The 21,722-nt window shown below is 42.0% G+C and carries 22 protein-coding genes; 13 read left to right on the forward strand and 9 right to left on the reverse strand.

Annotation, left to right across the window (positions count from 1 at the left end; genetic code table 11):
• Positions 1 to 277 precede the first annotated feature (277 nt).
• Together IMZ28_RS05055 and IMZ28_RS05060 are read left to right on the forward strand one after the other, a co-directional pair.
• A complete protein-coding gene (locus IMZ28_RS05055; RefSeq protein WP_232087519.1) occupies positions 278 to 475 on the forward strand; it encodes a hypothetical protein in 198 nt (65 codons plus the stop codon).
• Positions 468 to 668, forward strand: a complete 201-nt coding sequence (locus IMZ28_RS05060) for a hypothetical protein (RefSeq protein ID WP_197549654.1) — start codon at positions 468 to 470, stop codon at positions 666 to 668. Before IMZ28_RS05055 ends, IMZ28_RS05060 begins: the two co-directional genes overlap by 8 nt.
• 3 nt (positions 669 to 671) lie before the next feature.
• Here the strand turns inward: IMZ28_RS05060 and IMZ28_RS05065 are convergent, their stop codons facing one another.
• A complete protein-coding gene (locus tag IMZ28_RS05065; protein ID WP_197549655.1) occupies positions 672 to 1,565 on the reverse strand; it encodes an MBL fold metallo-hydrolase in 894 nt (297 codons plus the stop codon).
• A 77-nt stretch (positions 1,566 to 1,642) separates the two neighbouring features.
• Here IMZ28_RS05065 and IMZ28_RS05070 point away from each other — a divergent pair, with 77 nt between their 5' ends.
• From IMZ28_RS05070 to IMZ28_RS05080, 3 genes are all read left to right on the forward strand, one after another.
• Complete coding sequence (locus tag IMZ28_RS05070) at positions 1,643 to 2,083, forward strand: DoxX family protein (protein ID WP_197549656.1); 441 nt, start codon at positions 1,643 to 1,645, stop codon at positions 2,081 to 2,083.
• Positions 2,076 to 3,767, forward strand: coding sequence for an FMN-binding glutamate synthase family protein (locus tag IMZ28_RS05075; RefSeq protein WP_232087520.1), 1,692 nt, complete (start codon positions 2,076 to 2,078; stop codon positions 3,765 to 3,767). The genes IMZ28_RS05070 and IMZ28_RS05075 overlap by 8 nt, the downstream gene beginning before the upstream one ends.
• 96 nt (positions 3,768 to 3,863) lie before the next feature.
• Positions 3,864 to 4,568, forward strand: coding sequence for an Hsp20/alpha crystallin family protein (locus IMZ28_RS05080; RefSeq protein WP_197549657.1), 705 nt, complete (start codon positions 3,864 to 3,866; stop codon positions 4,566 to 4,568).
• Between the two features lie 5 nt (positions 4,569 to 4,573).
• On the opposite strand, the gene IMZ28_RS05085 is transcribed toward IMZ28_RS05080, so the two are convergent.
• A complete protein-coding gene (locus IMZ28_RS05085) occupies positions 4,574 to 5,380 on the reverse strand; it encodes an LOG family protein (protein WP_197549658.1) in 807 nt (268 codons plus the stop codon).
• A gap of 96 nt (positions 5,381 to 5,476) precedes the next feature.
• Here IMZ28_RS05085 and IMZ28_RS05090 point away from each other — a divergent pair, with 96 nt between their 5' ends.
• On the forward strand, positions 5,477 to 6,439 hold the full coding sequence (locus IMZ28_RS05090) for a 6-phosphofructokinase (RefSeq protein WP_197549802.1): 963 nt from the start codon (positions 5,477 to 5,479) through the stop codon (positions 6,437 to 6,439).
• A gap of 195 nt (positions 6,440 to 6,634) precedes the next feature.
• Here IMZ28_RS05090 and amrS read toward each other — a convergent pair whose 3' ends face one another.
• The gene (gene amrS, locus IMZ28_RS05095; protein WP_197549659.1) at positions 6,635 to 7,660 is read right to left on the reverse strand and encodes an AmmeMemoRadiSam system radical SAM enzyme; all 1,026 of its coding nucleotides are present in this window, start codon (positions 7,658 to 7,660) and stop codon (positions 6,635 to 6,637) included.
• 136 nt (positions 7,661 to 7,796) lie between these two features.
• Here amrS and metK point away from each other — a divergent pair, with 136 nt between their 5' ends.
• From metK to IMZ28_RS05110, 3 genes are all read left to right on the forward strand, one after another.
• Positions 7,797 to 9,008, forward strand: a complete 1,212-nt coding sequence (gene metK, locus IMZ28_RS05100; RefSeq protein WP_197549660.1) for a methionine adenosyltransferase — start codon at positions 7,797 to 7,799, stop codon at positions 9,006 to 9,008.
• Positions 9,009 to 9,124: 116 nt separating this feature from the next.
• Entirely contained in the window at positions 9,125 to 9,766 is a 642-nt protein-coding gene (locus IMZ28_RS05105) for a superoxide dismutase (protein WP_197549661.1), read from the forward strand.
• A gap of 77 nt (positions 9,767 to 9,843) precedes the next feature.
• Positions 9,844 to 11,241, forward strand: coding sequence for an MBL fold metallo-hydrolase (locus IMZ28_RS05110; RefSeq protein WP_197549662.1), 1,398 nt, complete (start codon positions 9,844 to 9,846; stop codon positions 11,239 to 11,241).
• 11 nt (positions 11,242 to 11,252) lie between these two features.
• Here IMZ28_RS05110 and IMZ28_RS05115 read toward each other — a convergent pair whose 3' ends face one another.
• The 5 genes from IMZ28_RS05115 to IMZ28_RS05135 all read right to left on the reverse strand — a co-directional run bounded on the left by IMZ28_RS05115 (position 11,253) and on the right by IMZ28_RS05135 (position 15,577).
• Complete coding sequence (locus tag IMZ28_RS05115) at positions 11,253 to 12,854, reverse strand: Na/Pi cotransporter family protein (RefSeq protein WP_197549663.1); 1,602 nt, start codon at positions 12,852 to 12,854, stop codon at positions 11,253 to 11,255.
• A gap of 36 nt (positions 12,855 to 12,890) precedes the next feature.
• Positions 12,891 to 13,055, reverse strand: coding sequence for a hypothetical protein (locus IMZ28_RS05120; RefSeq protein WP_197549664.1), 165 nt, complete (start codon positions 13,053 to 13,055; stop codon positions 12,891 to 12,893).
• A gap of 314 nt (positions 13,056 to 13,369) precedes the next feature.
• Entirely contained in the window at positions 13,370 to 13,672 is a 303-nt protein-coding gene (locus IMZ28_RS05125) for a c-type cytochrome (RefSeq protein WP_197549665.1), read from the reverse strand.
• Between the two features lie 67 nt (positions 13,673 to 13,739).
• Complete coding sequence (locus tag IMZ28_RS05130; protein WP_197549666.1) at positions 13,740 to 14,903, reverse strand: sensor histidine kinase; 1,164 nt, start codon at positions 14,901 to 14,903, stop codon at positions 13,740 to 13,742.
• Positions 14,904 to 14,905: 2 nt separating this feature from the next.
• Positions 14,906 to 15,577 carry a response regulator transcription factor gene (locus IMZ28_RS05135; protein WP_197549667.1) on the reverse strand — a complete coding sequence of 224 codons (672 nt, stop codon included), beginning with the start codon at positions 15,575 to 15,577 and terminating at the stop codon, positions 14,906 to 14,908.
• Positions 15,578 to 15,723: 146 nt separating this feature from the next.
• Here IMZ28_RS05135 and IMZ28_RS05140 point away from each other — a divergent pair, with 146 nt between their 5' ends.
• Positions 15,724 to 16,059, forward strand: a complete 336-nt coding sequence (locus IMZ28_RS05140; protein ID WP_197549668.1) for a hypothetical protein — start codon at positions 15,724 to 15,726, stop codon at positions 16,057 to 16,059.
• Between the two features lie 88 nt (positions 16,060 to 16,147).
• The gene (locus IMZ28_RS05145) at positions 16,148 to 16,432 is read left to right on the forward strand and encodes a hypothetical protein (protein WP_197549669.1); all 285 of its coding nucleotides are present in this window, start codon (positions 16,148 to 16,150) and stop codon (positions 16,430 to 16,432) included.
• A 135-nt stretch (positions 16,433 to 16,567) separates the two neighbouring features.
• Here the strand turns inward: IMZ28_RS05145 and IMZ28_RS05150 are convergent, their stop codons facing one another.
• On the reverse strand, positions 16,568 to 17,338 hold the full coding sequence (locus IMZ28_RS05150) for a response regulator transcription factor (RefSeq protein ID WP_197549670.1): 771 nt from the start codon (positions 17,336 to 17,338) through the stop codon (positions 16,568 to 16,570).
• 159 nt (positions 17,339 to 17,497) lie between these two features.
• On the opposite strand from IMZ28_RS05150, the gene IMZ28_RS05155 reads away from it, so the two are divergent.
• Together IMZ28_RS05155 and IMZ28_RS05160 are read left to right on the forward strand one after the other, a co-directional pair.
• The gene (locus IMZ28_RS05155) at positions 17,498 to 20,224 is read left to right on the forward strand and encodes a choice-of-anchor O protein (protein WP_197549671.1); all 2,727 of its coding nucleotides are present in this window, start codon (positions 17,498 to 17,500) and stop codon (positions 20,222 to 20,224) included.
• 137 nt (positions 20,225 to 20,361) lie between these two features.
• On the forward strand, positions 20,362 to 21,681 hold the full coding sequence (locus IMZ28_RS05160) for a hypothetical protein (protein WP_197549672.1): 1,320 nt from the start codon (positions 20,362 to 20,364) through the stop codon (positions 21,679 to 21,681).
• The last annotated feature ends 41 nt before the right edge of the window (positions 21,682 to 21,722 follow it).

Raw genomic sequence — 21,722 nt, forward strand, 5'->3', positions numbered from 1 at the left:
TAATAACCCCATATGCTCATAACATTGCCGGCTTTGTTCTAGGCAAGGCACACTTTACAGACCTAGCCGTAGCTAAGTCGAAAAAGTGTAACGCCGCATAGGGCAAAGCCGGCATTGCCCAAAGGGTGGGCTTTGCAGACGCGATCTTTCACAAGATGCTTCCATCGTCTTAGCTTTGGCTAGGACTTGAAAGCCTCTTGCAAAATCTCACATCTGCAAAACCCATTATGGGCGTATGGGGTTATTAGAGGTGCCCATAAATAAAAAAAGGAATCAAATGATGAAAGAAAAAATAGAAAAAATTATAGAAAAGATTGAAGAGGCTGAGCATATTGCACCGGAAAATAAGCCTCTTATCATTGAAAAGATCAAAGAGTGGAAGGAAGAGGATAATGCTGTCAGTGAAGTGATTTTGAAACTTGAGAACTGGTGGCTGGAAGTAGAGCCGATCTTTGCGGAGATGGGGCTTGTCTAAAGAAAAAGCAGTCTGCAATACCCAGTATACCTATGAAAAACGCTGGGTGCCGACAACGAAGAGCGAGGTGCTCAGGATTATCATGAAGGAGATGCCTGAAACGGATGCAGAGGGGACGTTCGTATATATCTTTTCTGAGATAAAAAAAGGCAAAACTGTTACTTTGGGGGAGTGCCGTTTTAAAGCACTGTAAGATTTATAGAAGAAGAAATGTACTTCCGTCATCTGCGAACTTCACTTTCCCCTTGTAACTTTTACGTATTTCAGAGATCGTCTCCAGTTCCTTGTCCAGCGTTCTTGACATTCTGTGTGAAAGTATGACTGTTCCGGGCTGTGCTTTCTGTGCGATCTCTCCAATAGTTTGAGGTGTCATGTGAAGCAAAGCGGCTGTACCGGTCGCAGTTTGCGGAACGGCATTGTGCATGATGAGGATATCGGTACCTTTGGCCAGTTTTTCAAGTGTATGGAACTCTCCATTCATGTCACCTGAAAATGTAAGGCTTTTATTACCGATGTTTACACGGTATGCGATCGCCGGGATCATTCCATGATGTACGCTTACGGCTTCTACACTGATGTTGTTCTCGGCTAAAAGTGTCTGGACTTCCCGTGAATACTCTACATTATGGGCACTGAGTTGAAGATCTGCTTTTCCGCCAAGATGGTCTCCCATGTACTGCCAGGCTCCTTTATGGTCTTCAAAGAGTCTGCGGATGAATGTTTTGGTATCGGGCATGGTGCTGTTCCCGTAGGGACCGTAGAGAGGGAGTACTTTTTTTATATTGGTGAAAAAACCTGCTTTTAGGAGTGCTGGAAGGTCCGCAGTATGGTCAATATGCAGATGAGTAAGCAGGATCATATCAAGCTCTTCTATATTTGCATCACTCTCTTCAAAGCGCAATGATGCACCACTGCCGAAATCGATCAGAATACGACTTTTCCCGTCAATCCATATCAGATAGGACGATGATGCACGTTTATCATTCATTTCCGGTCCGCCTGAACCGAGTACCTGCAGCATGATCTTCTGATTACTCTGTGCTAACAGGAACAGGGGAGAGAGCAACAAGAGAAAGAGAAGCTTTTTCATGATCGATCCTTTACATAAAGAGTACACACCATAAGTATATACTAACCTTATGTAAAGTTTGTGTAACAGGAGACGCTATGAGGGATTTTTTGGCAGAATACAGTGTGTTGGTCTCCTATCCAAAACATCTGGTCCTATTCTTTGCCAGAATTGCTGTGGCCTATGGATTTACCTACCCCGCTTTGTTGAAAATGCAGGATATGCAGGGTACTGTCAAATGGTTCGAAAGTATCGGTATACCGTTCGCGTCACTGATGGGAATGATGGTCTCCTATATTGAGATGTTAGGAATTATATGTCTGACATTGGGACTCTTTACCCGATATATCTCGATACTTCTTTCATTTGTAATGATGGGAGCAATCTTTTTTGTACATTGGAAACACGGGTTTCCCGCTGCGGACAATGGCATTGAGATCCCGCTGTATTACTTCATCTTTCTAATGCTTTTTGCCTCTTTCGGTCCGGGAAAATACAGCCTGGACAGATTTGTCTTCGGGGAGGGTAAAGGTGACTAATGAACAACTGCTTGCATTCTTCTCCAGCTTTACCGTCGACTGGAGTATCCTGTTTCAACTCTTTATGGCGGTGATAGCGGTCGTGCTGATCAGTGTTGCGTTCTACGACCGTTTTATTCAACGAGAGAATCAGCTGCTTATAAATTTTCCGCTTGTGGGCCGTCTGCGCTATTTTTTTTATATGATGCGTAATCCAATGCGCCAGTATTTCGGAGATGAGACCTTTTATGATTCATTTGAAAAACTTCTATGGATCAACAAGGTGGTTAAAAAAGAGGATCCTTCTCTCTCTTTCTCTCCGGCAAAACCCTATGCAAATCAGCATACACTTTTCAGACATGCCAATATTGTCAATGAACTTAATGAAGTAGATACGGACTTTAGTGTCACATTCGGATCAAACTGCCGTTATCCGTTTGTAACCAGAAGCATTATAGGACGTTCAGCCATGAGTGATGGTGCCATCTCTCCGGAAGGTACCCGTGCTTTTGCCAGAGGGGCGGCTATGGCACATTTTCCTATCAATACAGGAGAGGGGGGTCTGACCTCAAATTTTCTGACCACCCTTCATTGCAGATTCTGTAACAAGGAATATCTTGAATTTAAAAAAGGAACATTGTTTGCCAAAAGTATCTACCATATTCTTAGATCCCTGACCAATGCAGAGATCGCACAGCGTATTTACCGTAAGATGGTAGTCCGGCAAAAGGATAGGGGAACGTTTATTTTCGATGATGAACAACTGCTCTACTTTCGTATCAATTGGGAAAGCGATCTGGAGCATTTCCCGATAGAAGTACCGAAGGGATTGCCGGATATCGTCTTTCAGATAGGGAGCGGTTTGTACGGAGTCCAGGATGCCGACGGCAGTTTTGATGCTGTACGTTACCAGAAAGTTATACGTTTTTGCCGTATGACCGAAGTTAAACTGGCTCAGGGTGCAAAGCAGACAGGAGGAAAACTTCTGGCTAACAAGGTGAATGATGATATTGCTTACTACCGGGGAGTTCAGGCGCATCGGGATCTCATTAGTCCCAACCGTTTCCCCTATGCAGAAACTGAAGCGGAGCTTTTTGATTTTATAGAAGAGCTTCAGCAACTCTCCGGAAAACCTGTAGGTTTTAAAATTGTTCTTTCGGACAGGGAGGGGTTTGAAGTGTATGCCAAAGAGCTTAAAAAGAGAAAGGATGCCGGAAGAGGACTGCCTGAGTTTATCACTATTGATGGTGGAGATGGGGGAAGTGCGACTGCACCGCTTGAGATGATGAGCCGTATCGGACTGCCTGTACGTGAAGCCCTGCTCATTGCAAACGAGGTATTGTCTGAATATGGTTTAAGGGATGAGATAAGACTGATCGCTGCAGAGAAAGTATTGACAGCCGATGATGTGGTGGAACTGCTCTGTTATGGTGCGGATTTTATTAATATCGCAAGAGGTTTTATGATCTCGGCAGGCTGTATCCGTGCACGGCAGTGTTCTGGGGCCGGTGGTCGTAACTGTCCCGTTGGACTTGCAACGATGAATGAAGCAAAAAGAAGCAAGTTTTTAGTGCTTGAGAAGTCGAGACATATTGCGAACTACCATGATGCTCTGGTTCAGGGTATACGGTCCCTTCTGGCTGTAATGGGAAAAAGAAGTGTTCAACAGCTCTCTATGAAAGATCTTGAAGTTTCAAGGGTTTAGTCACTTAACTTAACTTTACTTAGTCTGTAAATATTAAACTTTTGTTAAACTTCACTTTTTATAATTTGTCAGGAAACAAATTGTAAGGAGCAAATCATGTTAAGAAAAAAACTTTCCCTACTTGCTTTGCCGCTGGTTGCAGCAGTGTCACTCCAGGCACAGGACCCGTTTAACGATCCTTTTTTCAGTGATCCTTTCGGAGATGATATTTTTAAAGAGATGATCCAGATGCAGCACCGGATGGATGAGATGTTCAAGCGGATGGAAGAGAGAATGTATCAGCGTTCAAGCAGACTGGTAAGTCCGTTGGGTACCTATAGGCTTGCAAGAGAAAACCAGTTTTCCGATAAAGGTGATCATTATGAGCTTTTGACCAATATTCCAGAAAGCAAAGAGAACCATATTGATATTACTACAAAAAACGGTATTATTTCTATCAGTGCAAAGATAGTATCTGAGAATGAGAGCAAGACAAATGGGATGATAAGCACATCGCGCTCAGTACAGATGTTCCAACAAAGTGCCAGCCTGCCGCAGGATGCTGATGAGAACGGTATTAAAAGTACTTTTAAAGACGGGAAACTGCTTCTGAGTATTCCCAAAAAACAAAAGGGAAAAACAGCAGCAACAGCGATGCCGCACAAGCAGGAGAAGCGTAACGTTCTTCCCAGGATCGATGAAAATCTAAAAAATTCACAGCTCTCTGTGGAAAAAAAAGATAATGGGGAAAAATCTGAAAAAAAAGAGGATGAGAATGAGAAAAAGAGGGTCTCTCTGAGCGATCGTACCTCTATGAGCTGAGTTTTTCAGGGGAAAAGGGGCTCTCCTCTTTTCTCATACCAAGCAAGTATGTGTTCCCAGGCTTCTTTTGCACTTTCTGCATAAGATAGAAGTGCTGCATCTTCTGCCGAGATCACACTTTCTTCCACCATAAAATCAAAGTTTATCATACTGTTCCAATACTGTTTTGAAATAAGTACAATAGGTATATAGGGACTTTTATTTGTCTGTATCAGGGTAAGTATATCAAAAAGTTCATCGAGTGTACCAAACCCTCCGGGGAAGATCACAAGTGCTTTGGCTCTTTGCATGAAATGCAGTTTTCTGATACCAAAATAGTAAAAAGAGAAAGAGAGTTCCGGTGTAATATAGGAGTTGGGGTCCTGTTCATAGGGCAGGGTGATATTCAGTCCGATGGATTTGCCTCCTACCTCATAGGCACCTCTGTTGGCAGCTTCCATGATACCGGGTCCTCCACCGGTCATCAGCGTTACTGTACAGTCTTGAGGCCCTTTCCCACTCTGTGCGACCAACTTTCCAAATTCCCGGGCTTCTTCATAGTATCTGCTTTGTTCAAGCTTTTTGATCGCTTTGGCATAGGCTTCAGTATCCTCTTTATCTACTAAGTCCAGATATTTTTGGGCTTCTTCAGTAGAGAGAATTCTGGCACTGCCGAAGACGACGATAGTGTGTTCGATCCCCTCAGCTTTCATTTTTGTTTCGGCCTTAAGGTAATCAACCTGCAGTCTGATACCCCGGGCTGCATCAGAATAGAAAAAAGCCTTATCCTCTTCTGTGATCGTATAATGTTTCTTAACCTCTTCAATCGCCATAAATACGCTCCTTCTTTTTGATACTCTTATGTTAACGTAATAATCGGGGGATAATGGTATAATTTTTAAATGAACGATCCAAAAAAAGGAAAAGGTATGCAAAAAATAGCCATTCTCTGTTCCGGCGGTGACGTCTCCGGTATGAATGCTGCATTGAAGCGTTTTGTCGAATACACGCAGGCAAAAGGGTTTATGCCATACTTTATCTATGATGGGTTCGAAGGGCTTATAGATAATAAAATAGTCCGGGCCAAATACAGTGATGTTGCAGGAATCATTACCCGAGGAGGCACAGTGATACGTTCATCCCGTTCTGAACGTTTTATGGAAAAGTCATACAGACTGAGGGCCATTGACAACCTCCACTCCCATGATATTTCTTCCGTCATAGTACTGGGAGGGGACGGCTCTTTCAAAGGTATGCAGAAACTGATACAGGAGAGTAATATCTGTTTCAGCGGCATACCGGCTACTATTGATAATGATATTGCCGGGACCGAATATTGTCTGGGGGTTGATACAGCACTTAATATTATCAAAAATGCTATCGATGCTGTACGTGATACAGCATCTTCTTTCAGTAGAGCATTTGTGATAGAGACAATGGGCAGAGAGTGTGGTTATTTAGCCCTTGTATCAGCACTGACAGGTGGAGTGGAAATGTGTCTTATCCCAGAGATCCCCTATAATCTGGATAACTATAAAAAACGCTTCATGAAAGAGATGAAGGAGGGTAGAAGCTATTTTATCGCAGTAGTTTCCGAAGCATTGAAGAAGAGTGACATGATTCTGGAATGGTTTGAAAAAGAGATAGGTATGGAGTCAAGAAAAGTTGTTCTGGGGCACACTCAGCGTGGAGGAAATCCGACTGTAAATGACAGACTTATGGCTTACCGTTTTGTTACCAGTGCTATTGACGGATTGATCGCAGGAGAAAGAAGTTCTGTTGTCTGTTACAATGATGGAGGGTTCTCCCACAAAGATATTGGAGAGATTGCCTTTGAAAAGTATACAATCTGTACTGATCTTCTTAAACTGGGGATGGAGTATGAAAAGTAAGACCGTTTGATGTACAGGGAGATCGCATTTCCTGCCCATATCTACAGGAGTATACGGCTGTCCCAAAGCGGATGCAGCATCTATCGCCTATGAGACCGTCAAAGATTTTCTGGAGGAGAGATATGATATGAAAATCTGTTTCATATTTCACAATGGAGCAGATGAAGCGCTTTTTCGGAGAGAGAACGGTATAGTTTAACGCCATATTCCTTCAAGAACATAGCCGCAATGGGAACAGGTTCCTCTCTCATCCAGTTTATTAATGACATACTGTCCGATATGCCCTCTTCTGTTTATGACCATCGTATTGCATTTTGGACAGTAGGTTGATTCATGCGCTTCATCCTCTATATTGCCTACATAGACATATTTCAGTCCTTCTTCTATGCCTATATCATATGCTCTTCGAAGGGTCTGGCCGGGAGTGGGAGGGATATCCAGCATTTTATACATAGGGTAGAATCCGGAGAGATGCCAAGGGATTGCCGGATCAAGTTTCGCAATGAACTTTGCGATATTCCGGACCTCTTCCTCTGAGTCATTCTTGCCCGGGATCAGCAGTGTTGTTATCTCGATCCATATCCCTTTCTCATGTGCATACTTGACACACTCCAGTACCGGTTTGAGTCTGGCACCGCAGATCTCTTCATAGAACTCCTCTGTAAAACCTTTGATATCTATGTTCATGCCGTCAATATAGGGTGCAAGCAGATCTATGGCTCTGTGTGTTTCAAATCCGCTGGTAACGTAGATGTTCTTCAGTCCTTTTTCATGTGCAAGCTTTGCCGTATCATAGGTATATTCAAAAAAGACGATCGGCTCATTGTATGTATAGGCGATTGATCGGCATTTGTTCTCCAAAGCAAGTTCTACGATCTTGTCCGGCAGTAGTTCACTGCCGAGTATTTTCTGGTTGTGTTCTTTCGGATATTGGGAGATGTAAAAATTCTGGCAAAATTGACAAGAGAAGTTGCAACCTACGGTGCCTATAGAAAAGGCAGTGCTTCCCGGCATAAAATGGAACATCGGCTTTTTCTCTACCGGGTCGATGTTAACTGCGGCAGCAAGTCCATAGACAAGCAGTTTAAGTTCTCCATCTTCGACTTTTCGTACCCCGCATATCCCATATTCGCCCTCTTCAAGTGTGCAGGCCTGGGAACATGCCTGACATAGGACCTTACCGCTTTTAAGCTTTATACTTAACCATGCTGTTACTGACATTCTGTCTCCTTTTGCTCTGTCTTTGAGAGCCCGCTTTTCTATTATACTACAAAAAGGAAACGAATGGTTGCAGATAGATAACCTCTTATGTTATGATGTATTACAGAACCAGATAAATAGAAAATAGGAGTTTATCATGTATCTTTTTGCTTCCGAATCCGTATCTGCAGGACACCCGGATAAATGTGCCGATATTATTGCAGATTCTATCGTAGACAGACTCCTGCAGCTTGATCCGGACGCCAGAGTGGCAACTGAAGTATTTATCAGCGGAAAACATATTTTTATAGGCGGAGAGGTCAAGACCATAGCATCCGTAGATACCGGATTTTATAAGAAGACAGCCATAGAAGCCCTTAAAAAGATAGGATATCCTGAGAGGGGATTTCAAAGAGGAGAAACACTTTTCCCCGAGGAGACAGAGATCGGGGTTTATGTCAGCAAGCAGTCTCCTGATATCACTATGGGTGTTGTCAAGGAGGGTAATGAGATAGGTGCCGGTGATCAGGGGATAATGTTTGGTTATGCAACAAGTGAGCGTGATGACTATATGCCCACAGCTTTTTCCTATGCACGTCAGATCAGGGATGTGCTGTACCAATATGCTTTGGAACATCCCGAGACCTTTGGTGTGGACATAAAAACAGAAGTGGTCATGGACTATGGAAGCAAGGAAAATTTTGATAATTGTCATCCAGAACGTATCGCAAAGATCATTGTAGCGATACCTCACAGCAGTTCCACGCAACCGCAGGAAGTTCATCTTCTGGTGAAAAAGATCATAGCAGAGGAGGTGGAGTTCAAGAGAGGACATTTTGACGAGAGTTCTGTAGTATTCTATATCAACAATACAGGAAGATTCGTCATGCATTCTCCCATAGCTGACTCAGGTCTGACCGGAAGAAAAACAGTGTGCGACACATATGGAGGGTATGCCCCTGTAGGCGGAGGATCACAGAGCTCCAAGGATTACAGCAAGGTTGACCGGTCGGCACTTTATGCTGCCAGATGGCTGGCAAAACATATTGTTGCTTCAGGACTTGCAAGAAAAGCACTGGTACAGCTCTCTTATGTGATCGCTGAACCACGCCCGATCTCTGTTACGGTTGATACACTGCACACTGCTCTTACACAGATCAAAGATGAGGATCTGTCACAAATGATCGCAGAGAAGTTCCCTCTTACACCAAGATGGATCACAGACAAATTCACACTGGACAAGCCGGGAGAGAATAGTTTCCTATATGCAGAAGTCGCGGCGAAAGGACAGATAGGTTATGCACACTACCCCTGGGAAAAACTGGATGAAGATAAGTGGTTCAAAGACCTGATCCATGGTGAAGAGTGAAAATATTCTGCTCACAAAGAGAGCATTCATCAGTACACACATATTCCATACAGACTCCTTAAGATAACCATATAATACTATTACTCTCTTTCCGAGGGTAGAACAAAGGAGAAGTTATGAAACATGTATTAATGGAGTTGCCGTTTGATGAGAATGCACTTGAGCCTTATATTTCGGCAGAAACCATACAATATCACTATGGCAGACACCATAAGGGATATCTAACCAAACTAAATGCCCTGATCGAGGGAAGCCCGTTTGAAGAGATGTCTCTTGAAGAGATCATTAAGAAGTCTGGGGATGCGATCTTTAACAATGCTTCACAAGTCTATAACCATGATTTCTATTTTAGCGGTATGAGTATGCAGAAGAGTGAACCCTCTCGAATGCTTAAAGAGTGGATAGAGCGTGATTTTGGTTCAATGGAAATATTCAAAAAGAGTTTTCTTGAGAGTGCTGCAGGTCTGTTCGGTTCGGGCTGGGTATGGCTGAGCGTGAACAGGGAGAACCATTTGATCATAGAGTCACGCTCCAATGCCGACAACCCGATACTTTACGGACACACTCCTCTGCTCACCTGTGATGTCTGGGAACATGCCTATTATATAGACTACAGAAATGCCAGAGCAGACTATCTTGAGAAGTGGTGGGAACTTATCAACTGGGATGTTGTTTCTGAAAGGTTTGGCGAGTATCACTACATTGAATTTCCATGTGATGACAACAGTGGAGAATGTGAGTTTCGCGAAGAGAGATAGTTTTAACAAAGAATATACACAAACAGGAGTACAATAGTATCAGGAAGGTCTAAATTATAATTGAAAGAAGGATAATGATGGCAACAGTAGTTTCTTACGGTGCAGCAGAGACAGTGACAGGTTCCTGTCACCTGCTAAGCATTGATGGCGGTCCGAACATATTGATCGATTGCGGTATGTTTCAGGGAAAAGAGGAAGAACGCAACTACGGTCCATTCGACTTTGATCCCTCTGATATCGATTATCTGTTTCTGACACACGCACACCTTGATCATATAGGACGTATTCCCAAACTGGTAAAAGAGGGCTTTAACGGTGCCATCTATGCTACCAGTGCGACGAGGGATCTTGCTGAAGTGATCCTGCTTGACAGTGCAAAGATTATGAAGGAAGATTTCAAGACAAACTATAGAAAAGCATTACGACGAGGAAAGGAGAAGGAGGTAAGAGCCCCTCTGTATGAAGAGAGTGATGTCGAAGATGCTTTCAGTCTTGCCTGGCACTATCCGGAATACAGTGCTGCCTTTGAACCGCAAAAGGGGGTGGATGTGGTTTATCATAATGCAGGACATATTCTCGGGTCGGCATTTATTGAGATCAACTATAGGGAAAACAATGTAAGGCAGACCATTGTCTTCTCCGGAGATATAGGAAATGACAATGATATGGTACTTCCGCCTCTGGAGAAATGTACCCACACCAATTATCTCTATGTTGAATCGACCTATGGTGACAGAGACCACCAAAGTGCAGAAGCCACGGTGAGAGAGTTCAAACAGGTGATCATCGATACACTTCATGAGTGGGGGAATGTTATTATACCTTCCTTTGCTGTGGAACGTACCCAGGAGCTGCTCTGTATTCTTAAAGAGATGTATGAGAGAAAAGAGCTGCCTCATTGCCAGATATTTCTTGACTCTCCTATGGCTACACGGGCAACAGATGTTTACAAAAAATATTCGGAACTTCTCAGTGAAAGGTGTCAGGTTGGCAAAGAACAAAAGGGCACAGTGTTCGATTTTGAGCCGCTGGTCTATACACTGGATGTGGAAGCATCAAAGAAGATCAATGATGTCGACAGGCGTGCTATTATTATTGCCGGAAGCGGTATGTGTACCGGCGGGCGTATCCTGCATCACTTCAAGAACCGTCTCTGGAACAGAAAAAATGCCGTTATCTTTGTAGGATATCAGGCACAGGGGACCCTTGGAAGACATATTGTAGATGGTGCCAGATGGGTAAAAATATATAACGAAGATATTCTTATCAAGGCATCTGTTCATACGATCAACGGTTTTTCAGCCCATGCCGACCAGAGTGCCATTATTAAATGGATCTCCCGGATGGATGATCTGAAAACAGTCTATCTCATTCATGGAGAGAAGGACAAACAGGTGATCTTGAGAAGTGTGATAGAGAATGCTTTAAGTCTGAAAGTACATATTGTTGAGCCTGAAGAGGTGATCTACCTGTAAGGTAGGCAGATTTATTTTGCGGTCAGGAACACCGCTTCCTTCATATGGCTTGCAATTCTGGAAATATGATGGCTGACACGCACAAGCCATCTGACAGCTTCAAGCTTGGAAGTGCCCATGTGCATACTGATCTTATCTTCCGCCATATTTCTGGCAATCTCTTTTCTGTACGGTTCAACTATTCTTCCGATCTGTTCTTCACTTTTTTTCGCAACGTTTTCTGCCTTTGAAAAGTTCCTGGAGTTTAATGCTCTGATGACCTCTGTATTGTTTGCTATTAAAAGGTCGTGTTCTTCTTGGAGCTCCGCAGATTTTTGTACGACTCTTGCCCGGTAGGCATCTTCCTCACAGCGTTCATAGAGACGAAACAGGTGGTCAAGTATATGGATCAATGAGATAAGCTCTTTCCATTTTGCATCATCCTGCTGTTTGAGGTCGATAGCATCGAGATATTCCCGTGTCTCATTCAGTGCTGCCTGGAGCATGCGCAAGTCAGCTTTTGCCCCATTCTTGGAGTCACCCAGAATAAAGTTGATATGTTCTAAAAGTGCAGTGAACTCATTCTGTATGGAGATACGTACAGCTTCCAATGCAAGATTGGCCTCTTCCAGTATTTTTGTATCCAGTTTCATGGTATACTTCGGCTTTTCCGGGGGAATGATCTTCTCCATCATCATAGCAAATCTGTGCGTAAAGGGAAGTATGACCAGTACACCTATCGTATTGAAGAGTGTGTGAAAAGCAACCAGTGCGATCTGGGCATCTGCAACTATGGGCACGGGTGCAATGTACTCCCACAGATGGACAAAGGGTGTAATGAGAAAAACAGCCATAACTGCGGTGAAAATATTATAGATAACGTGTGAAAGACTGGTTCTTTTGGCATTTGCAGATCCGCCAATGGAAGCGAGAAGTGCAGTCACTGTGGTTCCCATATCCATACCTATGATAAGTGCTGCAGCCTGTTCAAAGTTGATCGTATTGGCAAAAAGTGCGGTCAGCGTTGCGGCAACTCCGGCACTGGAAGACTGGGTGATCACAGTTGTGATCACCCCAAGCGCAACTAACTTTAGTATGCCTGTAAAAGAGTGGGAAGGCAGGTTTTCAGGTGTGATGATCCCTTCAAAACCGCTCATCCCCTCCTGTAAAAAAGTGATCCCGATAAAAATAAGACCAAATCCGGCCAGAGCATAACCGGTTGCAGCAAGCTTTTTCTTAAAAAAGAGTTTAAGTACAGCACCGATGAATATAACGGGAAGAACGGCAGTGCCAAGGTTGAGTTTGAAGCCGAAAAGAACGACCATCCAGCCTGTGATGGTAGTACCTATATTTGCACCGAAAATGATCCCCAGTGCTTCAGGAAAGGCGAGGAGACCTGCACTGACAAAGCCGACCGCTGCAACCGTTGTAGCACTCGAGGACTGCAGTATCGCAGTGACAGCTGCACCAGTAGCAGCACCTGAAATCGGACTTCTGGTAAAGTGCATTAACAGGTTTCTCATCCTGTCACCTGCCAAAGAGCGCAGTCCGTCTGTCATGATTATCATACCCAACAGAAAGATACCCAGCCCGCCGGTTACTTTAAGTATTATTACAAGAGACAGGCCATCCATGCTGTTTCCCTTCTCACCGACTGTTTAACTGTCAGTTTAGCTCTTTTTGTTCTTTTTGTTCTTTTTGGCTTCTTTTTCTTTCTTTTTATAGTCTTTGATATTTTTTTTTATCTCTTGCTTCAGCTCTTTTTTGAGCATACTCTCCATCTGTTTTTTGATCTGTTTTTTGATGTATTTTTTTGCTTTTCTTTTTGAAATCATGATCGATCCTTTTATATTAGAGGTGCCCTTAAGTTAAGACGGTATAACTATTCTATGATAGGGTAAATCGCCTTTAAAAGGAATGAAGTGTATATAAGAGGTTTATAAGGAAGAGCACGCTTTTTATCAATGTACTGAATAGAGGTTTCTAAAACAATATAAAACTATTGATACTCTAAAGATATTTTGGCAAGAAAGGGTTGTGACAAATATTTTTTGATGATCTCCTCATGGGCATACGGATCCACTCTTTTCCGGACAGGCAGTCAGGAAGATGGTCGACTGAATGGTTCCCGGTACAGGCGAGTCGGATGTTACAGTTTGCCTATATAGTCCGCAACGCTCTTGATCTCATTATCGTTGTATTTTTTGATAAACCGCTTTTTCACGCTTTTTGCAAGTGGATGCCCCTTCTTTTTACCGGAAGCATAGTCGTGTGTCAGAGCAATAAGCTTTTTGGCCGGCATACCATGTAAAGGGTGTGAGACTCCCAAGGCTTTTTTTTCGCCTTTGCTGCCATGACATGCAGCACACTCTTTTTTGTAAATACTTTTTCCTGAGCCTGCTGTCAGCAATGTTGCAGTCACAAGAGGTATAATAATGATCCATTTTTTCATTTGCGAACTCCTCTCTAAGCCTTTTTTAAATCATAACACATTCTATACCTGATATTCATAAAATTGACTATTTGTGAGATTGCTTTGGAAATATAAGTGTAAAAGTACTTCCTTTTGAGAAAACGGAGTCAACTTCTATTTTGATGCCATACTCTCTGCATATCTGACTCACAATATCAAGCCCCAGACCAAATCCTCCGGTTTGTGTCGAGGTCGACTCAAAACGCTTGAAGATCTTTTTCTTTTCATCTTCTTTAATACCTATGCCGTTATCCTGGATACTAAGCTGTTCCGAGCACAGGTCGATACGTATGTATCCTCCTTGTCTTGAAAACTTGATGGCGTTGGAGAGAAGATTATCAATCAGAAGAACTACCTTTCTTCTATCCATAAGGATCTCTTTTGGTATCATATGACACTCAATCTCTATTTTTTTGAACTGTATCATGGTTTCCATATAGCGGATACGTTCCTCAATGATATCTTTCAGGTTTATTTTCGTGTCTTCATAATTGATATGTGTGTGAAATGAGATAAAGGTGAGATCGTTGTAGAGCTGGGAGAGGGTTTTTGTAGCGATCTCGATACGGTCGAGTGCACGCAGTTGTTTTGGTGAAAGATTCTCTTTGGGCATATGTTCCTGGCTCATTAAAATGGTACTGATGGGTGTATTCATTTCATGTGCTGTATCTTTGATGAACTGTTTGAGAGTCTGTATGGCCTGGCGTAGAGGATAGAGCATGATCTTGGAGAGTAGAAGTGCAATAAATAACAGGAAAACAAAACCAAAAAGGGCAACGATCCATATCTGTTCCAGTATTTGGTCAAGTTTCTCTATGGGTAACGTTTTTTTGATAACGATATATTTCACATTAAGATACTCTTTGATGATACTCTCTACAAGATAATAGTCCAGTCCTTTATGGTAGAAAAGCTGTGAAAAATCGATTTTGTCATCGAAGGTTGAAGCAATTAATGCCTTATTCTTGTCATAAAGGGCAATACCGTACCCCTCTTCATAAAAAGTAAACTCTTCACTTTCAAGATTATGGTAATACTCCAGTTTACTGTTGATGTCTCGTGCTTTATAGCGCATCTGCATATGTAAATTTTCGACCAGTTTATATTTCTCGGAGTGGTAGTAGAGGTATCCTATCACACTTCCAAGGGCTCCGATCGAGCCCAGATAGATCACCATAAAAAAGATGAGGGTTTTTGTACTTGCTTTCATTCTCAGGAGACTTTGGGTATGAACCGGTATCCGGTACCTCTTATATTTTGTATCATATCGGTACTGAGATATTTTCGTAAGTTCTTGATATGTGCTCTAAGTGCATCAGACGAGCCGCTTTCATGGTACTCCCACATTGTCCGGTAAAGATCTTCGAACGTTACGATCTTGTTGGGATGCCGAAGAAAGTACTTTAGTGCCTTTAACTCTTTGGGAGGGAGGGAGATCTTTTCCTCTCCACGGATGAGCAGTTCATTCTCTATGTCAAAAAAAAGCTCTTTGTCTATCTGGATACGCGATGAACGTTGTTGTGCAAATGAGCGTTTTTGAATGTTTCTGATACGCAGTAGAAGTTCTGTCAGTTCAAACGGTTTTTTCATATAGTCGTCTGCACCGCTTTCAAAGCCCTTTTTGACATCTTCGATATCATTAAGAGAGGTAATATAGATTGCGGGTGTCTTGTCACCGTTCTTGCGCATCATCTGTAAAAGTTCAAATCCTTTGAGAATCGGTACATTGACATCAAGGATATAGAGGTCATAATGTTTTTCATAGCTCAGTGAAAGTGCCTCTTCTCCGTCATAGACAAGATCCACATCAAAGTCATTGTCTTGAAGATATTCGGATATGATATCAGCTAATCCGATGTCATCTTCCAGTAGCAAAATATTCATAGGTACTCCTGTATGAAACTATGTTAAACAGATCGTATTTTGACGATTTTTCTATTATAACATACCAGGTATAGAAAACAGTACTTCACTCTTTTTTCATACTTTTGTACTATAATTTAAAAACAGATTTAGAAAGGTAGTGCGCTATGAAATATAAATGTATACTGGTTTCCCTTTGTATATTCGGCACTACCTCTCTTTATGCACACGAGAGTGGATTGGGAGATGTACTTCGGGAACTGGGGAAAGAAAAAATACCTGCTGAATTTTCGGAAAAGAAAAGTGTATCTAAAAAAAAGAGACGTTTTGTTTTTAGAGACGACTATGAGGCCAATGGTATAGGAGAGAAAGACAAAAACAGATCAGAAAGTTATAATTATACCAATAGATCTAGGTTTAAATTTAAATTCAAGGACGGTTCTTCACACAACAACTTCTCAGGGGGCTATCGAGGAAGCGGTGGCGGAAGAGGCAGAAGATGATTTTCCCCTTCTCTTCATAGATACTTCACACTCTTTTCATATACTTCTACTGCAGCAAACAGCAATCATACTAAAAAAAGGATCAAGCATGAAAAAAATAGTTTTGGCGGCAGGAGCCGTGGCACTTTTTTCCGTTACCACTCTGAGTGCAGATGAAAACAGATATCAGACAAGAGTTCAGCAGTCTGCAGAATATAAAGATGATGTTCAGTATAAATATCGATATCAACCGGATGAACCTCATCAGTATAAAGGTGAATATCAGCAAAAAAACCAGTATCGAAAACAATACAGAAATAATATGAATGACATAAGCAGCGATATGGGCAGCATGGGAAGTATGGGCGGCAGCAGAGGTGGTGGCAGACACTAATATAATGGCAGAGGCATCTCCTCTGCGGTAGAAACCTACAGCGCAAGGAGATGTTCTATGACAAGTAAAGCACTTTCTACTTTCACTCTCTGTTACTTGTTTCTACTTTACATACATAAACACTCTGCTCAATATCTAATAGGAATTGAGCTTGTTGTAGAGTTCTATTTTTGAATTTACCTGATATTTTCTGAAAATACTTTTCATATGGGTTTTAACGGTATTGATCGAGAGGTTCAGTATCTCCGCAATTTCAGTATAGGATTTGCCGGACAATACTTTACGTACAATACGTTTCTCCTGTGCTGTAAGCAGTTTCAACTCTTCATCGATTCGTCTGCATTTGGTATAGAAGATACCATAATGTTCGTCATGAAGAGGTCTGGTCAGTGTTTCAAAAAGCTCTTTTACTTCTTTTAGTTTTGGTATCTTGATTTCTACTTTGTTTTGGAACATAAAACAAATAAATGCTATCTCTGTTTTATTGTCAAAATCGTAGATAGGCATGGTAATGATATCTTTTAATTGAGCTTTTTTTGAAAGCTCAATTGCATTTTTTTTGGAGATCAATCCTTTAAAGAGTTCATAAAGACTACTGGTATGGGCATATTTCATGTTTGATGTAAAATGGTTCTTGCAGTTTTTTATAAAATCATTCCAGGAAAAACTATTTTTGTCAAACACATACTCTTTCAGTAAATGCTTGTATCTGTGGTGTGCTTCTATAACATAGCCGATCTTGACATTGTTCTGTTCCCTCAAAAATAGAGAAATGATATCAGCCTGTGTTCTTTTAAGATAAAAATCCCTGTCTTTATGCAGCATGGCATTGATATCTCTTCCCTGGATAATGCAGGACTGAAACTCGATAATCTTACTTTGTATTGTATTCTCTTTTTCTTCCATATGTTTATACCTTATTAAAATTATATCATTATTTATTAATTTAAAGATAAGTTTACTTTATCACCCGAATGGGTGATGTATTGTTTTTTCAGTTTAGTTATACTGATTTAATGTGAAAAATATTTACATTAATTCTTAAGTAAAGGGAGGAGATTAGGTATGAAAAGAGTCAGTTTTCTTATAAGTATACTAGTAACATCGTTGTTGTTATTGGTCAATTGCGGCGGAGGCGGAGGAGGGGATTATGATGATAATAATCCACCGATCATCTCCTATACTGAGCCTACTGTCATCCTGCAGGGGAGTAACTTTGATCCTTTGGATGGTGTGACCGCATGGGATGATATAGATGGAGATATCACAGATGAGATCGTGATAGTCTCAAATGATGTCAATACGAGTGCTGTAGGGATCTATACAGTTATATATAGAGTAGCGGATACAGCAGGAAATATAACGACGGCCACTAGATCGGTAAGTGTTATAGTCCTGAACCCGGATGATCTTCCTGTTGACTCCGGCAGTGCAATAGATGGAACAGCTCTTGGTTGTGATCCTGCAAGTGTTGATGCGAACGGAAGTACGGATGCAAATGAGTTTGCAGCAGATAAACCGTTCAAGAAAAATGTCTCTTCATCTACTGATGATGTAGCAAGTCGAAAACTTCAGACATCACACAATACTATTAAACGACTTGATATGGTAATGTATGAAACGAATGCTGCAGGAGAAACGAATACTTCCAGCAGGTACCATCCGATACTGGCGACCTATTTGGAACATGTGGAGGGAAGTGACTATGAGATGGGTGACGGAAGTGCAGATATAGGTGATCCTGATAATGTAGATAAAGTTGTTGCATCAATCTCAAGAGACAATGGTAAAACATGGAAGGATTATAATGTTTCCAACACTACAGGCAAGAGCAGTATAGAGGTAGTCTGGAATGGACAAACCATTGCATACCCTGGAGATGCCCAAAAGCCGACAATGGCGATAAGTGGTCAGTATGTACTTGTTGCATGGAATGACAAATACTGTCCGAGTGGAAATCCTTTCAATCTTGATGGAAACAGTACAGATGGATACCCGGATGATGCCTTTGCTGTAAATGGTCCTCAGAACTATATAGATTATGAAGGTGTGGTGGCACCAAACGGGAAAAGAGTCTACCAAGTGCCATTCTCCTGTGTCTGGACTGCAAGAGGGATTATCGATGAAACAAGCGGAGAGATAAGGTGGCATGCTCCAATGCAGCTTACTTCGGGGACAAGAGATTCAAATAAAATATGGGTTGCAGGTTCTCCTGCAGGATTTGCACTTGCATGGCAGGAAGATGTTCTTGGGCTGAAGCAGGGTGAGGGTGCCGGTCCCGGCGATGGATGGAGTGGTGCAACAACCAACCGGGGTACAGATATCTGGTACACCTCTATCAAAATGGCAGACTTTGCTGCAGAAGATGGACTGGAAGACGGTAAACCAAAATCTGCGTATAACTTCCATTATCCGGTACGTATTACAGACAATGAGCAGTGTCAGGACACAGACAAAAAGATCTACTGCAAATACTTCTGTGATACCTATGGTACCGTAACATCTGAAAAAGGTAATCTCAGTGGAGATACAGTAACACGTTGTTTGACATATGATATTGATATGCTGACAAATACCGTATCGGTTCTTGACGGTGATACCGGTGCATCAAGATCGGCGTTGAAAATACTGAAAACGAATGCGGGAGGCGAGTATGTTGTCGTATTTGGGTATGAAGAGACAAAAGCGCTTACAATAAAGATCTCAGGTGAAGGTGAACAGGATCAGGGCGAAATACCTACTGATATAGAAGCAGAAGGGAAGTCTGTCTATTTTGAGAGTTTTGATTTTAATGCAATTGATGCTTTTGATGAGAGCAATATCTCTACGATCGCCACAACACCTATGCCTATTGTAAGTGCAGGCAACATCATTAATACCAAGGCACCTGCGCAAGATGATCCGGAGCATATGATCTATGAGAATGCACGTCGTCTTGTTATCGGGACACAGATCGATTCCTGTGATGCAGCGGGTGAAGGAAATATCACTTTTGCCATTCTGTATAAACAGTCATTTGAAGTCCAGGGTGCATCCTCTGATATGTTCGTTCGTACAAACCGCGGATTTACCTATGATACATTTGAAGCGCTTAACGGGCTTGAGGTAACCAATGTCAGTGCACAGAATTATCGGGTAACGGAACTTCCGACTGACTATGTTGTCGACTGGAGTCCGGAGAACCTTGATGACAATACCTATGAGAATGGTGAAGAGAATACATTTTCTCCTCGTATATTCCTTCGTGGAGGCAATATCTATGTAGGATTTGAGTATACACCGAATGACACAAAGACAAGTCAGGGGAATTTTCCGAGCAATTTCCATACACATCGTTTCATCGATGGTGTTTGGCAGGGGCCTCAGAATATCACACAGGTAACAGAGGGGCATGTTACGACTGTGGATGCAAGATTCTTTACCACACCGAAGGGCAGCTATGATGCTACCGGTCTGGAATCAGACAAGAGTAATCCGAATGTTCTTTTCGTCACATGGGGAACACTTGTAAACGGTATAGAAGCAGATCTGTTCTTTAGACGTTCGGCAGACAATGGAGAGAGCTGGGAAGAGGAACAAAATCTCAGCAGCATTTCCGGTACTGTAGTTCAAGAAAAAGAAGTAGAAAGTTTTGCCTCACCAGATGGTAAAACGATCTATAATGTCTGGTTACAGCAGTCAGAGAATGAACCGATGGGACCTGCATCCGAGAATGACGGAGATATATGGCTTGGACTTGATACATGGTTTGGGCGTGTGGACTATAATGTATCAATTCTACCGGCACCCTAGTCGTAGAGCCCCATCAGTCAAAGTGGGATTTTTCTCACTTTGCAAAAAAAGCTTGTGTTAGATAAGTGTGGGCACAGAGAGGGGTATTGTATGTCGGTCGATACTATGTAAAACAGAGGGAGGAAAAAATAGTGAGAATGAAAAAAAACAGTTATTATATCGCTGCTGCAGGAGTGTTTGCAGTATTTGGGTTAACGGAGAGTGCAGAAGCACTGCCAATGTTTACGGCACAGACAGGTATGGAGTGTGCAGGATGCCATACACAGCATATGCCAAGACTCAACAAGGTTGGCAGAAAGTTTGCCGCATCCGGAATGACAATGAGCCGTCAGGTTTCAGAGATGAAAAAAACTTCCGATATGGATATCCATCCGTCACTGCTGATCAAATCAAAATATACAAAAACATGGGATAAGCCAGATGGTCATGGTTTTATTAAGGAAGGCGATACAAATGACGGTGAACTCTCTCCGGTACGTATGACTACATTTTATACCGGAGGACAGCTCACCAGTAATATTGGCGGAATATTGAATCTGGGCTGGAGAAAAGAAGAGGGCAGGTCTATTTCAGGGAAAGTTGTCTATGCGCAAGAGCTTGAAGAGGGATACTGGGGGGCAGCATTCTACTCTACAGCCACGCTTGGGCCATTTTCGGGAATGGAGTTTTATAATACAGGTCTATACAAACCTTTACGGACTTTTGATAACAAGGTCTACAGTAATGCAAACCAGTCAACAAAGATCGGTACAAAAGCAGCTACAGGTATCCAGGCTTATTATGACAGAGACAACTTTCTAACAGATGGAGACCACTTTTTTATAACAGCAGGTATTTATACCCCCGGACAAGACAATAGAGACCTGAAAATGAGTGATAATATATTGCCGTTTGCAAGAGTTGCATATGAATATCCTATAGGTGACTACAATGTCATGATAGGTGCTTTTATCATATCCGGAGGAGAAACTGTCTCTCCAACTGAACCGCTCAGTATCAAAAGAGAAACATTTGGTATAGATATGCAGGTAGAAGGTGAAATAGCAGAAAGAGAGGTTGTTCTGACGATAACAAATATTTTCAAGAATAAAGTGGAGTTCACAGGTATCGGTATGCAATTGACAGATGATACTGAAGATATAGAAAATGATGCATTTTCAGCAGAAGGCTCTATAAGTGTAACACCTTCCATTGTTGCAAAAGTGGGATATATGTACTTCAATGATCGTTTTGACTACAGGTATAATGGCATAGGCGGTGGTACCGGGGAAGGGACCGGAGATCTGAAACCGGATGTAAAAGATCTTGATTATGCCATTAATATAGGTATTGATTATGGTTTTACTATTACGAATACACCGATGAAGATCGCAGTAGAGTATGCATGGATGAATCCACGACTTGACAGAGTAGAAGAGTATCAGAGTTTTATGGTAACAATTACCTTGCCTTTATAGGCCTGATCCTCAATATAGAAGATGTTCAAAACAGCATCTTC

The sequence above is a fragment of the Sulfurovum indicum genome, from assembly GCF_014931715.1.
GTDB lineage: Bacteria > Campylobacterota > Campylobacteria > Campylobacterales > Sulfurovaceae > Sulfurovum > Sulfurovum indicum.